The sequence below is a fragment of the Rhodoplanes azumiensis genome (assembly GCF_042682915.1).
GTDB lineage: Bacteria > Pseudomonadota > Alphaproteobacteria > Rhizobiales > Xanthobacteraceae > Rhodoplanes > Rhodoplanes azumiensis.
On sequence record NZ_JBHUIW010000030.1, the window covers coordinates 18,160 to 32,554 of the forward strand.

The 14,395-nt window shown below is 70.4% G+C and carries 8 protein-coding genes; 6 read left to right on the forward strand and 2 right to left on the reverse strand.

Annotation, left to right across the window (positions count from 1 at the left end):
* Positions 1–45: 45 nt before the first annotated feature.
* Together ACFSOX_RS20585 and tsaA are read right to left on the reverse strand one after the other, a co-directional pair.
* Complete coding sequence (locus ACFSOX_RS20585; RefSeq protein WP_378479701.1) at positions 46–759, reverse strand: L,D-transpeptidase; 714 nt, start codon at positions 757–759, stop codon at positions 46–48.
* 439 nt (positions 760–1,198) lie between these two features.
* Complete coding sequence (gene tsaA / locus ACFSOX_RS20590) at positions 1,199–1,801, reverse strand: tRNA (N6-threonylcarbamoyladenosine(37)-N6)-methyltransferase TrmO (protein ID WP_378479702.1); 603 nt, start codon at positions 1,799–1,801, stop codon at positions 1,199–1,201.
* 236 nt (positions 1,802–2,037) lie between these two features.
* Between tsaA and ACFSOX_RS20595 the strand changes: the two genes are divergently transcribed.
* The 6 genes from ACFSOX_RS20595 (at position 2,038) to ACFSOX_RS20620 (ending at position 14,319) form a co-directional block, all read left to right on the forward strand.
* On the forward strand, positions 2,038–3,033 hold the full coding sequence (locus tag ACFSOX_RS20595) for an ArsR/SmtB family transcription factor (RefSeq protein WP_378479703.1): 996 nt from the start codon (positions 2,038–2,040) through the stop codon (positions 3,031–3,033).
* Positions 3,033–3,977, forward strand: a complete 945-nt coding sequence (metF, locus tag ACFSOX_RS20600; protein WP_378479704.1) for a methylenetetrahydrofolate reductase [NAD(P)H] — start codon at positions 3,033–3,035, stop codon at positions 3,975–3,977. The genes ACFSOX_RS20595 and metF overlap by 1 nt, the downstream gene beginning before the upstream one ends.
* Positions 3,978–4,032: 55 nt before the next feature.
* Positions 4,033–4,305: a hypothetical protein gene (locus ACFSOX_RS20605; protein ID WP_378479705.1), complete on the forward strand. Its 273-nt coding sequence runs from the start codon at positions 4,033–4,035 to the stop codon at positions 4,303–4,305.
* A 67-nt stretch (positions 4,306–4,372) separates the two neighbouring features.
* The gene (gene metH / locus ACFSOX_RS20610) at positions 4,373–8,128 is read left to right on the forward strand and encodes a methionine synthase (protein WP_378479706.1); all 3,756 of its coding nucleotides are present in this window, start codon (positions 4,373–4,375) and stop codon (positions 8,126–8,128) included.
* 255 nt (positions 8,129–8,383) lie between these two features.
* Positions 8,384–9,355 (forward strand): TVP38/TMEM64 family protein, encoded by a 972-nt coding sequence (locus ACFSOX_RS20615; RefSeq protein ID WP_378479707.1) that lies wholly within the window; start codon positions 8,384–8,386, stop codon positions 9,353–9,355.
* A gap of 743 nt (positions 9,356–10,098) precedes the next feature.
* On the forward strand, positions 10,099–14,319 hold the full coding sequence (locus ACFSOX_RS20620) for a Pls/PosA family non-ribosomal peptide synthetase (protein WP_378479708.1): 4,221 nt from the start codon (positions 10,099–10,101) through the stop codon (positions 14,317–14,319).
* The last annotated feature ends 76 nt before the right edge of the window (positions 14,320–14,395 follow it).

A 14,395-nucleotide genomic window follows, 5' to 3' on the forward strand; every position in this document is an offset into this window, starting at 1 on the left:
TCTTTCGAGGGAAGTGTCTCAGGCGTGGGGTTCGGGGCGGGCGCGTCAGCCCTGGCGATCCGCGGCGGTGTCGACCCGGCGGTCGCGGCCCGGCAGCACGATGACCCGAGTGCCGACATGGACGCGGCCGTAGAGATCCATCACGTCCTCGTTGACCATGCGGATGCAGCCCGACGAGACGCGCTCGCCGATCGTCTCCGGCGCGTTGGTGCCGTGGATGCGGTAGATGGTGTCGCCGAGATAGAGGGCGCGGGCGCCGAGTGGGTTGTTGGGGCCGCCGGCGACGAAGCGCGGCAGATAGGGCTGGCGGCGCACCATCTCGGTCGGCGGCGTCCAGTCCGGCCACTCGGCCTTCCGGGTGATGCTTTGGGTGCCGGACCAGCGGAAGCCGTCGCGGCCGACGCCGATGCCGTAACGCACCGCGCGGCCGTTGCCGAGCACGAAGTACAGATAGGTGTTCGGCGTGTCGACGATGACGGTGCCGGCGGGCTCGCTGGTCTTGTAGTCGACGATCTGGCGGCGGAAGCGGGCCGACGGCGCGGCCGGCGTCTCGTCGCGCGGCAGCATGGTCTCGACCGGCGCGTGGAGCGATCCTTGGAGCGGCGCCTCGGTGGGCGGCGCCAGGGTCGGCGCGAACAACGCGAACGGATTGGCGGAGGCCCTGCCGGACATCGTCACGCCGATGGCGGCCACGCCGATCGCCGCGGCGACGACGAGGATCCGAGGCCGAACGAAGCGAGCCCGAACGAAGATTGTCATGATCACCCCCCGTGTTCTCGGCCTTTGTGTCGAAAACTCTCTTCGGGCGGTTCAACCGGGAGCGTCGAATTTTAGATGCAATTTAAGACAGTCCCGACCAATCGCCGGCGGACGTGAGCGGAGCCGCGGCTGCGCGCCGATCCAATGCGAGAATCGCTTGTTTTTCGGGGTTTTTGTAGTACCCCGCGCGGGCGTGCCGGCGCCCACCACGCTGACGAAACGTCAACCATGTGACGCGATCGCGACCGATCGTGTGTGAACCGGATCACGCGAGCGGGCGACGGGCGTCGTCGCGCTTGAAGTTGGTGGTCATTCCGGGGCGCGAGCCGAAGGCGCGCGAACCCGGAATCAAGCCGAGACCTCGGAGCCTGCCGCTGGATTCCGGGTTCGCTGCTGCGCAGCGCCCCGGAATGACGAGTCCGCGGTAGTGGAAGCCCGCTCAGCTCTTCTGCCCCGCGTGCCATCCGACCACGGCGTCGCCGACCGCGTCGGTGGAGGCGAAGTAGGGCTTGATGTCGAGGAGCGGCGTCCCGTCGAGGCAGTCGAGCCCGATCACCGACAGCCGCGTGCCCTCGATCCCGACGAGCCTCGCCACACTGGCCGCGATCGGGTTGGGGCGGACCGGCGAGCGCAACGCGAAGGTGCCGCGCACTCCGCTGGAGTGGCGGGGCGCCTGGACCACGAGGTCGCGCCGCGCCCGGTCCATCCAGTACAGCACCAGGAGATGCGTGCAGGTCTCGACCCCGGTCAGCGCCGCGGCCCAGCGCGCGTCGACCGTGATGGTGCACACCGCGTCCGAGCCCCGGGCGTTGCGTGGGCAGTCGGCCCGCCGTGTCCATGGCGTGCCGATGCGGCCGATGTAGAAGACGCCGGCGTCGTAGGCGTTCGGCAGCGGCACGGTGACCTCGCCGGGGCGAGCCCCATCGTCGGCGCTGTCGGCGGAAACCGGGCCGGGCAGCGGGGGCAAGGGTGGGTCGCCGGGGCGGGCGGACGACTGGTCGGCCAGGCGGCGGGGCGGGGTGGTTTCGGAGGAGGCGGTCATCGGCGATACTGTCCCGGCGGCCGGAGCGGCCGTCGCACACGGGCGGACTGCGAGATCCCGTTGGCTGATTCTTAGCAGGTTCCGGGGCCTTTCGGGCGGACCGAGATGGCGCGTGGAACGATATACGCGCAACTGGCTTCAAGGCATAAAGATATCTTTATGTCTGCCACGAAACGTGCCATAGAGGATCGCCCGTCCCGAGGGGCCACCCCCGACCTGCCGAGGATCGTGTCCGCATGGACGACCGCCTGAGCTTCGACGCCCTGAACGCCGCCCTGAAGGCGGCGGGCGAGGAGACGCGCCTGCGCATCCTCGCGCTGCTGGCCGAAGCCGAGCTGACCGTGTCGGACCTGACCGATATTCTGCGCCAGTCCCAGCCCAGAATTTCGAGGCATCTCAAGTTGTTGGCCGAGGCCTCGCTGGTCGAGCGGTTCCGCGAGGGGTCGTGGGCCTTTTTTCGTGCCGCCGAGCAGGGCGAGGCGGCCACGCTGGTCCGGGCGCTGCTGGCGCGGCTCGACCCGGCCGATCGCACGATCGGGCGCGACCGCGAGCGGCTCGCCGCCGTGCGGGCCGCCCGCAACCAGGCCGCCCAGGACTACTTCACCCGCCATGCCGCCGAATGGGACCGCATCCGCCGCCTGCATGCGAGCGACGAGGCGGTCGAGCAGGCGATCGTCGAGGCGCTCGCCGACCGGCCGTTCCGCTCGCTGCTCGATCTCGGCACCGGCACCGGGCGGATGCTGGAGCTGTTCGGGCCGCAGCTCGAGCGCGGGCTCGGTATCGATCTCTCCCGCGACATGCTGGCGCTCGCCCGCGCGCGGCTCGACCGCGCCGGGCTGAAGCACTGCTCGGTGCGCCACGGCGACCTGTTCGACCTCGCGATGCCGCCGGACTCGTTCGACGTCGTGATCCTGCACCAGGTGCTGCACTTCCTCGACGACGGCGGCCGTGCCATCCGCGAGGCGGCGCGTGTGCTGCGCCCGCAGGGCCGGCTGCTGGTCGTCGATTTCGCCCCGCACGATCTCGAATTCCTGCGCGAGCAGCACGCCCACCGGCGTCTCGGCTTTTCGCGCGAGACCATCACCCAATGGCTGGAGCAGGCGGGTCTCGAGCCCGGCCTGCACCGCGTCCTGCCGCCCGGGCCCGGTCCGGACGGGGGGCTCGCCGTCACCCTCTGGCTCGGCCGCGATCCGCGCATCGCGCTCGCCGAGCAAACCCGCGAGGTCGCCTGATGTCGCCGTCCGAGCCGCGCGCGAGCCGCGTGCCGCATCCCCGCGAGAGCCTGCGCGTCTCCTTCGAGTTCTTCCCGCCGAAGACCGAGGAGATGGAGACGACGCTGTGGGAGTCGATCGAGCGGCTGGCGCCGCTGCGCCCCGATTTCGTCTCTGTCACCTACGGGGCGGGAGGGTCCACCCGCGAGCGCACCCACGCGACCGTCAAGCGCATCCTCGACGAGACCGCGCTGACGCCGGCCGCGCATCTCACCTGCGTGGCCGCGACCCGCGACGAGGTCGACGACGTGGTGCGCGCGTATCTCGCCGCCGGCGTGCGCCACATCGTGGCGCTGCGCGGCGATCCGGTCGCCGGCATCGGCACGGCCTACGCGCCGCATCCGGGCGGCTACGTCAACGCGGCCGACCTGGTCGGCGGCATCAAGCGGCTGGCGGAGGCGGAGAAGACCGACATCGAGGTGTCGGTCTCGGCCTATCCGGAGCGCCATCCCGAGAGCCCGTCCGACGCCGCCGACCTCGACATGCTGGCCGCCAAGGTGGACGCCGGGGCGAGCCGCGCCATCACCCAGTTCTTCTTCGACAACGATCTATACCTTCGTTATCTCGACCGGGTGCGCGCCCGCGGCATCGACATCCCGATCGTGCCGGGCATCCTCCCGGTTCAGAACTTCAAGCTCGCCCGCGCGTTCGCCGGCAAGGCGGGCGCCTCGATCCCGGGCTGGCTCGCCGACCGCTTCGACGGGCTCGACGACGATCCGGCGACCCGCAAGCTGATCGCCGCCGCCGTCGCGGCCGAGCAGGTGCTCGATCTCGTCGACCGCGGCGTCACCGAGTTCCACTTCTACACGATGAACCGCGCCGACCTCGTCTACGCGGTCTGCCATCTCCTCGGCCTGCGTCCGCCGGCGACCGCGCCGAGCGTCGCGGCCGAGGTGGCGGCGTGAGTCGGCAGCGTCGCGCAATGCCTATTTGTAGAGGGACGAATTTCAGGAGAGCGCCATGGCCGAGCCCGAGAATATGACTTTGGTCCTGCTGCGCGACCTGCGGAGCCGCATGGAGACGCGGTTCGACGCGATCGATCGAAAGCTCGGCGAGCACGATACGCGGTTCGACGAGCACGATGCCCGTTTCGCCGCGCTCGAGAAGAAGATCGACACCATCAAGCAAGCCGCCTTCGCTGAATCGATCCTGGGGCGGTACGCCGTCGTGGACGTCGAGCAGAGACGCGTCGAGCTGGAAGCGCGCCTCGCAGCACTGGAAAAGCGCGCCTGATCGACGCGGTCTGCTCGCCAACTCACGAACCTTCGAGAATGCTCCCGCGCGGGAGAGAAAGACGACGATGTCCAAGCCCCTTGCCCCGTCCGAGACCGAGATCGCCCTGCGGGCGTTGGCGCGTGAAAAGATCCTGGTGCTCGACGGCGCCATGGGGACGCAGATCCAGGAGCTGAAGCTCGACGAGGCCGCCTTCCGGGGCGAGCGCTTCGCCGACTTCCCGCACGACCTGCGCGGCAACAACGACCTCCTGGTGCTGACGAAGCCGGATGCGGTGCGCGACATCCATCTCGCCTATTTTCGCGCCGGCGCCGACATCGTCGAGACCAACACGTTTTCCTCGACCACCATCGCACAGGCCGACTACGGGCTGGAGGCGATCGCCTTCGAGCTGAACGAGGCCGGCGCGCGGCTCGCCCGCGAGGCCGCCGTCATCGCCGAGAAGGAGGACGGCCGCCGCCGCTTCGTCGCCGGCGCGATCGGCCCGACCAACCGCACCGCCTCGATCTCGCCCGACGTGTCGAACCCGAGCTTCCGCGCCATCACGTTCGACGAGCTGCGCGTCGCCTATGCCGAGCAGGTGCGGGGGCTGATCGCCGGTGGCGCCGACCTCCTGCTGATCGAGACCGTGTTCGACACGCTCAACGCGAAGGCCGCCGTGTTCGCCATCGAGGAGGTGCTGGAGGAGATCGGCCGCTCGGTGCCGGTGATGATCTCCGGCACCATCACGGACATGTCGGGCCGCACGCTCTCGGGCCAGACCCCGGAGGCGTTCTGGAACGCGCTGCGGCACGCGCGGCCGCTCACCATCGGGCTCAACTGCGCGCTCGGCGCCAAGGAGATGCGCGCCCACATCGCCGAGCTCTCGCGGGTCGCCGACACGCTCGTGTGCGCCTATCCGAACGCCGGACTGCCGAACGAGTTCGGCCTCTACGACGAGAGCCCGGAGTTCATGGCCGGCCTTCTGGCCGAGTTCGCCGACGCGGGGCTCGTCAACGTGGTCGGCGGCTGCTGCGGCACGACGCCGGCCCATATCCGCGCGATCGCGCAGGCCGTCGCCGGCAAGCCGCCCCGGGAGGTGGCGCGCCCGAAGCCCTTTCTGAGGCTCGCGGGGCTCGAACCGTTCACGCTCACGCCGGAGATTCCGTTCGTCAACGTCGGCGAGCGCACGAACGTCACGGGCTCGGCGAAGTTCCGCAAGCTGATCAAGGCCGGCGACTACGCGGCGGCGCTGTCGGTCGCACGTGATCAGGTCGAGAACGGCGCCCAGGTCATCGACGTCAACATGGACGAAGGCCTGCTCGACGCCGTGGCGGCGATGACGACCTTCCTCAATCTGGTCGCCTCCGAGCCCGACATCGCCCGCGTGCCCGTGATGGTCGACTCCTCCAAGTTTGACGTGATCGAGGCCGGCCTGAAGTGCATCCAGGGCAAGCCGATCGTCAACTCGATCTCGCTCAAGGAGGGCGAGGAGGCGTTCGTGCACCACGCCCGTCTCGTGCGGCGCTACGGCGCCGCCGCCGTCGTGATGGCGTTCGACGAGCAGGGCCAGGCCGACACGGTCGAGCGCAAGATTTCGATCTGCAAGCGCGCCTACGACATCCTGGTGAACCAGGTCGGCTTCCCGCCCGAGGACATCGTGTTCGATCCGAACGTCTTCGCGGTGGCGACCGGCATCGAGGAGCACGACGGCTACGGCCTCGCCTTCATCGAGGCGACGCACTGGATCCGCCGGAACCTGCCCGGCGCGCATGTGTCGGGCGGCGTGTCGAACCTGTCGTTCTCGTTCCGCGGCAACGAGCCGGTGCGCGAGGCGATGCACTCGGTCTTCCTCTATCACGCCATCCAGGCCGGCATGGACATGGGCATCGTCAATGCCGGCCAGATGGCCGTCTACGACGATCTCGATCCCGAGCTGCGGGAGGCCTGCGAGGACGTGATCCTCGCGCGCCGCAAGGACGCCGGCGAGCGGCTTTTGGCGGTCGCCGAGCGGTATCGCGGCCAGACCCGCGAGGCGAGCGAGGCGGTGCTCGAATGGCGTTCCTGGCCGGTCGAGAAGCGGCTGTCGCATGCGCTCGTCCACGGCATCACGGACTTCATCGCGCAGGATGTCGAGGAGGCGCGGCGCGCGGCGAGCCGCCCGCTCGACGTGATCGAAGGCCCGTTGATGGCCGGCATGAACGTGGTCGGCGACCTGTTCGGCGCGGGCAAGATGTTCCTGCCGCAGGTGGTCAAGTCGGCCCGCGTGATGAAGCAGGCGGTCGCCCATCTGATGCCGTTCATGGAGGAGGAGAAGGCGCGGAGCGGCGACACGGGCAAGAGCGCGGCCGGCAAGATCGTGCTCGCGACCGTGAAGGGCGACGTCCACGACATCGGCAAGAACATCGTCGGCGTCGTGCTCCAGTGCAACAACTACGACGTCGTCGATCTCGGCGTGATGGTGCCGGCCGCGAAGATCCTCGAGGCCGCCAAGGCCGAGAAGGCCGACATCGTCGGCCTGTCCGGCCTGATCACGCCGTCGCTCGACGAGATGTGCCATGTCGCGGCCGAGATGGAGCGCCAGGGCTTCGACGTGCCGTTGCTGATCGGCGGCGCGACGACGAGTCGCGTCCACACCGCCGTGAAGATCGACCCGAACTACCGGCGCGGCCAGGCCGTCTACGTCAACGACGCGAGCCGCGCCGTCGGCGTGATGGCCTCGCTCCTGTCGAAGGACAAGGTCGCGTATATCGACGAGATCCGGCGCGAATACGCTAAGCTCTCGGCCGCGCATGCGCGCGGCGAGGAGCAGAAGAAGCGCCTCACGCTGTCGGCAGCCCGCAAGAACGCGCTGGCGCTCGACTGGTCGGGCGCCTACCGGCCGCCGCGGCCGAGCTTCGTCGGGCGGCGCGTGTTTCCGACCTACGACATCGCCGAGCTGATCCCCTACATCGACTGGTCGCCGTTCTTCTCGACCTGGGAGCTGACCGGCAAGCATCCGGCGATCCTCAAGGACGAGGTGGTCGGCGAGGCGGCGCGCGCCCTCTATGCCGACGCCCAGGCGATGCTGGAGACGATCCGGCGCGAGAAGTGGTTCCAGGCCGCGGCCGTGGTCGGCTTCTGGCCGGCCGCGGCGGAGGGCGACGACATCGTCCTCTACACGGACGAGACGCGGCGCGAGCGGCTCGCCGTGCTGCACACGCTGCGCCAGCAGCTCACGCGGCGCGAGGGCCGCGCCAACGTGGCGCTCGCCGATTTCGTCGCGCCGGTCGCGAGCGGGCTTGCCGATCACGTCGGCGGCTTCATCGTCACGGCCGGGCTCGGCGAGGACGCGATCGCCGACCGCTTCAAGGGCGCCAACGACGACTACTCGTCCATCATGGTCAAGGCGCTGGCGGATCGGCTGGCGGAGGCCTTCGCCGAGCGCATGCACGAGCGGGTGCGCCGCGAGCTGTGGGGTTACGCCGTGGACGAGCATCTCTCGGCCGAGGATCTGATCGCCGAGAAGTACCGCGGCATAAGGCCGGCGCCCGGCTACCCGGCGCAGCCCGACCACACCGAGAAGGGCACGCTGTTCGGCCTGCTCGGCGGCGAGGACATCGGCGTGAAGCTCACCGAGAGCTTCGCGATGTGGCCGGGCGCCTCGGTCTCGGGGCTCTATTTCAGCCACCCCGAGGCGCACTATTTCGGGGTCGGCAAGATCGAGCGCGATCAGGTCGAGGACTATGCGGGCCGTAAGGGGTGGAGCGTCACCGAGGCCGAGCGCTGGCTCGCCCCGATCCTCAACTACGACCCGCGCTCGCTGTCGGACGCGGCGCAGGCCGCATCCGTGGCGGCGGAGTAGAGCCTCGTCACTCCGGGGCGCGGAGCGCCAGGTCCGCGAGCCCGGAATCCATGGCCCCGGTCTCGTGGCTCACGGTGGACAGAGGGCGTATGGGGTCCGGGCTCGGCGCTGCGCGCCGCCCCGGGACGGCCGACGCGGTGGCGTCCCGAGGGGTGGAGATTTCCGCCGCGGGCACGTCGCGCCCGACCGCGGCACCGAACGCCGCCGCGGGCGTCGTCCGGCGGACCCGAAGCGCCTGCGGAACCAGACCTCCGAATGCCCGTCGACATCGATGTCCGCCCCGTGACCACCGACCGCATCCTGCGTCCCGAACGAAACGTCCGGCGGGCCGAGCAGGCGGTCGCCGACGCGCGGGTGCGCACCGGCTCGCTCACGCGCACCACCGAGACGCTGTCGGGCGACGGCCGCCGACTCGGCGTGGTGAGCGATCCGGAGGCGCCGACCGGCGGGCTCGCCGGCACCCTCGCGCCGCTCGCCGATCCCGAGAGGCCGATCTCGGTCGAGGCGGTGACGGCGCATGTGGCAGGGCCGACGCCGGCGCGGCGGCTGTCCGGCGCCGTCAAGGTCGGGGCGGTCGCGGCGGCGCTGCTCGCGATCCTGCTGGCCTGGCGCTCCGGGCCGCTCGCCGACTATGCCGACATCGAGCGCATCCGCGCGCTGCTGAGCGGGCTCGGCGGCGCGTGGACGCCGCTCGCGGTCGCCGGCATCTACACGGCCGCGAGCCTCGTCGGATTCCCCGTGACGATGCTGATCGCCGCCACCGCCATGGTGTTCGGCGGCTGGCTCGGCCTCGTTCATGCGGCGACCGGCACCCTCGTGGCCGCTGCGGTCGGGTTCGCGATCGGGGCGCGGCTCGGGCACGGGCCGCTGGTCGGCCTGCTCGGCCCGCGCGTGAACGCGCTCCGGCGGGAGGTCGTCCGCCGCGGCGTGCTCGCGGTCGCCACCATCCGGATCCTGCCGCTCGCTCCCTTCGTGCTGGTCAACCTCCTGGCCGGTGCCGGCGGGGTGCGCTTCGCCGACTTCATCGGCGGCACCGTGCTCGGCCTCGCGCCCGGCATCATCGCCATGTCGGCGTTCGGCGATCAGCTCCTCGCCGTGATCCGCGACCCGACCCCGTGCGGCATCGCCGCGGCGGCGGGATTGCTCGCCGTCTGGGTCGCCGTCGCCTTTGCGCTGCAACGGCTCGTGGGCCGCCGGGGGGGCCACGAGTCGCGAGGAGCGTCGTGAGGAGCGGGCCGCTCGGCACGGTCCGGGTGACGACGGGGACCATCGACGGCGCGCTCGGCCGCGGCCCGCATTTCGAGCTCGCCCGGGGGGCTCGAGCCGATCACGCGGCCCGACCCCGGCGTCGTCGCCCTCCAGGCGGTCGATTGGCGCCGCCCGCACAGCACCGACACCGAGACCGACACCGACACCGACACCGACACCGAGCCCGTCGCGACCATCGAGTGCCGGCTCGGGCACTGGGGCTCGGCGCCGAGACCATCATCCCGGTCCGAAGTGTCGACCATCGTCCCGGTCGACCCGGGCCGACGATCGTGCCGTCCCGAATCGCGCCGATGCCGCCTCCGTATCCGCGTCGCGCCCCGCGGAGCGGGCCCGGCCCGTGAAAAGCCGGTTCCGTAACGCCCCGCTAACCAGACGAACAGCCTCCGTAATCGTGCGGATTCGCGGCGTGCGGGGCCGTCCCGCAAGGACTACGGCGTTGCTGCGCCGCGGCGTTCACGGACCCTAAACGGCTCATTCAGCGGGCATTCATGTGCCGGCTCCCAGGTTGCCGACCGTGAGAGGCTGCCGGATCCAAAAGCCTCGGGGGAAGCGCAGGATCTCCCATCCCGTCCGTGTCGTCGCGAGCGCCTCGTCGCCGGCGTGCGGCACGCCCTCGACCCTCCGGACCCGGCAGCACCGAACGACAGCACGACCTCGGCCCGGCGCGAGCGATCGCGCAGGACCGCAACCAGAGCAGACCGATGGCCCATCGTATCGACTTCGGCGACCTCCGCGACGGCGCGACCGGCGGTCCGGCCCGAATGCAGGAGGCGCTCCGCGCCGGCCTGGCCACGACCGGGGGCGAGGGCCGATCCGAGGGCCATGCCCGGGTGATCGGCGGCCATGACGTGCTGTTCTGCGGCAGCCCGGATCCGTCGCCGCGCTGGCGGGCGGGCGAGCGGCTGCACCATCTGTTCGAGGATGCCGCCGACCGGTTCGGCCGCAACGCCGCCGTGGTGACGTCCGACGCGTCGCTGACCTATGCCGAGCTCGACCGGCGCGCCAACCAGGTCGCCCGCCACCTGATCGCCCGTGGCGTGAAGGCCGGCGACCGCGTCGGCCTCTTGTTCGACAAGACGGTCGAGACCTATGTGGCGCTGGTCGCCGTGATGAAGGCGAACGCCGCCTATGTGCCGCTCGATCCCGGCCTGCCGGCCGAGCGCATCCGCTACATGCTGGGCGACGCCAAGATCCGCACCATCGTGTCGATGGCGAGCTTCTCCGAGCGCCTCGCGGCGCAGGACGCCACCGCCGTGCTGCTCGACGCCGAGCGCGCCGAGATCGACACGCGGGCGCCCGACCGGCTGTTCGCCGGCGAGGTCGGCGAGACCGACGACCAGGGCTGCTACGTCATCTACACGTCGGGCACGACCGGCAACCCGAAGGGCGTGCTGGTCGAGCATCCGAGCATCTGCAACTTCGTGCGCGTCGCCGCGGAGCGCTACGGCTACCGGCCGGGCGACCGCGTCTACCAGGGCATGACCATCGCGTTCGACTTCTCGATCGAGGAGACCTGGGTGCCGCTGATGGCCGGCGCCACGCTGGTGCCGGCGCGCGCCGGCGGCGGGCTGGTCGGCGAGGAGCTGGCCGACTTCCTGCACGAGCGCCGCGTCACCGCGATGTGCTGCTGCCCGACGCTGCTCTCCACCATCGAGCGCGACCTGCCGCATCTGCGCCTGCTGATGGTCGGCGGCGAGGCCTGCCCGCAGAATCTGGTGATGCGCTGGAGCCGGCGCGGCCGCACCATTCTCAACACCTATGGTCCGACCGAGGCGACCGTCACGGCGACCGTCACCGAGCTCGTCCCCGAGAAGCCCGTCACCATCGGCATCCCGATGCCGACCTACTCGATCGTGATCCTCGATCCGGCCGAGCCGCGCTCCGTGCCGCGCGGCGAGCTGGGCGAGATCGGCATCGCCGGCATCGGCGTCGCCGCCGGCTATCTCAATCGCGAGGAGCTGACCGGGCAGAAGTTCATCGCCGACTTCGTCGGCATCCCGAACAATGCCTCGAAGCGCATCTATCGCACCGGCGACCTCGGCCGCATCAACGACATGGGCGAGATCGAGTATCTCGGCCGCATCGACACCCAGGTGAAGATCCGCGGCTACCGCATCGAGCTCGTCGAGATCGAGTCGGTGATGCTGGAGATGCCGCAGATCGCCCAGGCCGCGGTGTCGACCTTCGAGCCCGAGCCCGGCCAGCCCGAGCTGGTCGGATACTATGCGCTCAAGCCCGGCGCTGCGGCGCTGCCCAAGGCCGAGATCGTCCAGGCGCTCAAGCGCCGGCTGCCCGCCTACATGGTGCCGGCCTATCTCGAGGAGCTTTCCGCGATCCCGATGTCGGCCTCCAACAAGGCCGACCGCAAGCGGCTGCCGAAGCCGACCGGCGGCCGCGTCCAGGCCGGCGGCAGCGACAAGGTGGTCGCCGCCCGCACCGACAACGAGCGCCTGCTGGTCGAGGCGATCGCCGAGATCCTGACCGTCGAGCGCGTCTCGATCGAGGATCACTTCTTCGACGATCTCGGCGCCAACTCGCTCTTGATGGCGCGGTTCTGCGCCCGCATCCGCCGCAACCCGGGCATGGAGAACGTCTCCATGCGCGACATCTACACCAACCCGACGATCGCCAAGCTCGCGGCGATCTTCGACGCCGACGGCCAGGCGGCCGCGGTCGCGGTCGCGCCCGAGCCGTTCCACGTGCCCTCGGACTTTTCGTATTACGCCTGCGGCGCCGCGCAGCTCCTGTTCTACGGCGCGATGAGCCTGCTCGGCCTCGCCGTGTTCGACCTCGGTCTCGAATGGGCCTATGCGGCGGCCGGCGACCCGGTGCAGCTCTATCTGCGCAGCGTGATCGCGGCGGTCGCCGGCTTCTTCGGGCTGACGGCCGTGTCGGTCGTCGGCAAGTGGCTGCTGGTCGGCCGCTTCAAGGAGGAGCGCATCCCGATCTGGTCGGCCCGCTACTTCCGCTTCTGGGCCGCCAAGACGCTGATCCGCAACGCGCCGGTCGCGCTGTTCGCCGGCCACCCGATCTTCAACGTCTATCTGCGCCTGCTCGGCGCCAAGGTCGGCCGCAACACCATCGTCAAGACCCGCTTCGTGCCGGTCGCCACCGACCTGATCTCGATCGGCGACGACACCATCCTGCGCAAGGAGACGATCCTGCTCGGCTACCGGGCGCAGTCGAACTACATCTGCACGGGCCGGGTCAGCATCGGCGACCGCGCCTTCGTGGGCGAGGCGAGCGTGCTCGACATCGACACCGCGATGGGCGACGACACCCAGCTCGGCCACGCCTCCTCGCTGCAGAGCGGCCAGCGCGTGCCGGACGGCGGCCGCATGCACGGCTCGCCCGCGGTCGAGACGACGGCCGATTATGTGCGGGTCGAGGCGCAGCCCGCGTCGCTGCTGCGCCGCGTGGTCGCCGAGACCGTGCAGCTTGCCGGCCTGTTCGCGATCGTCATCCCGCTGCCGATCGTCGCGCTCGCGCTGTGGGAGCAGCACACCGCCACGGCGGCCGGCGCTGCCGCCGCGACCGGCTTCTGGACCTCGCTGCCGACCGTGCTCGCCGTGTCGGTGATCTCGTTCTTCGGCTCGCTCGTCACCGGGCTCGCCGGCGTGTGGGCGGTGCCGCGGCTCGCCCGCGTCTTCCTCGAGGAAGGCCGTACCTACTCGACCTTCGGCATCCACGCCTGGCTGCAGGGCGTCGTCGAGAAGGCGACGAACGTGCAGTTCTTCAACGTGCTGTTCGGCGATAGCTCGGCCATCGTCCACTACATGCGCTTCGTCGGCTGGAACCTGAACAAGGTCGAGCAGACCGGCTCGAACATGGGCACCAACCAGAAGCACGACAACCCGCTCTGCTGCGAGATCGGCTCCGGCACGATGGTCTCGGACGGGCTGTCGATGATCAACGTCGAGATGTCCGCCTCGGCGTTCCGCCTCTGCCACACCCGCATCGGCGACGACAACTATCTGGGCAACAACATCCACTATCCGCCCGGCGGCCGCACCGGCGCCAACGTGCTGCTCGGCACCAAGGTGATGATTCCGATCGACGGCCCGGTGCAGGAGAATGTCGGCCTGCTCGGCTCGCCGCCCTTCGCCATCCCGCGCATGGTCGAGCGCGACAAGTCGATGCTCGGCGCCATCCCCGAGGACGAGCGGCTGCGCCGCCTCGCCGCCAAGAACCGCTACAATGCCGTGACGGCGGCGCTGTTCCTCCTGACCCGCTGGCTCCTGGTGTTCGCCTCGCTGGCCGTCTGGCAGGCGGCGCTGCTGACCTACGACCGCTTCGGCCTGCTCTCGCTGTTCGCCGCCGGGACCATCACGTCGGCCGCCGCCGTGCTGTGGTTCACGTTCCTGGAGCGCGCCTCGCTCGGCTTCGGCTCGCTGAAGCCCGAGATGGTGACGATCTACGACCCGTATTTCTGGAGCCACGAGCGGCACTGGAAGCTGTCCGACTGGCCGCACGTGCAGCTGTTCGGCGGCACGCCGATCAAGAGCCTGATCCTGTGGCTGATGGGCGTGAAGGTCGGCCGCAAGGTCGTCGACTTCGGCTGCTCGATCACCGACCGCAGCCTCACCCAGGTCGGCGACTACGCCAACCTCAACGAGGGCAGCGTCCTGCAGGCGCACTCGCTGGAGGAGGGCGTGTTCAAGTCCGACCACATCCGCATGGGTGCCGGCTGCACGCTCGGGCCGTCGGCCTTCGTGCACTACGGCGTCACGCTCGGCGCGCACGTGGTGATCGACACCGACGCCTTCCTGATGAAGGGCGAGGTGGTCGATGCCCACACCACCTGGCGCGGCAACCCGGCGAAGCTGTTCCGCCGCCACGGCACCGCCGACGGCGCGCTCGGCGCCGCCGTCTACCGGGCGCCCGACGCGGTCGCCCCGGCCTACCGGATCGCGGCGGAGTAGGTCCGTGCCGCCGAACGACCTGATCACGACCGACGACATGGCCGGGCTCGCCCCGGCCATTCGCGTTCTCCGCGCC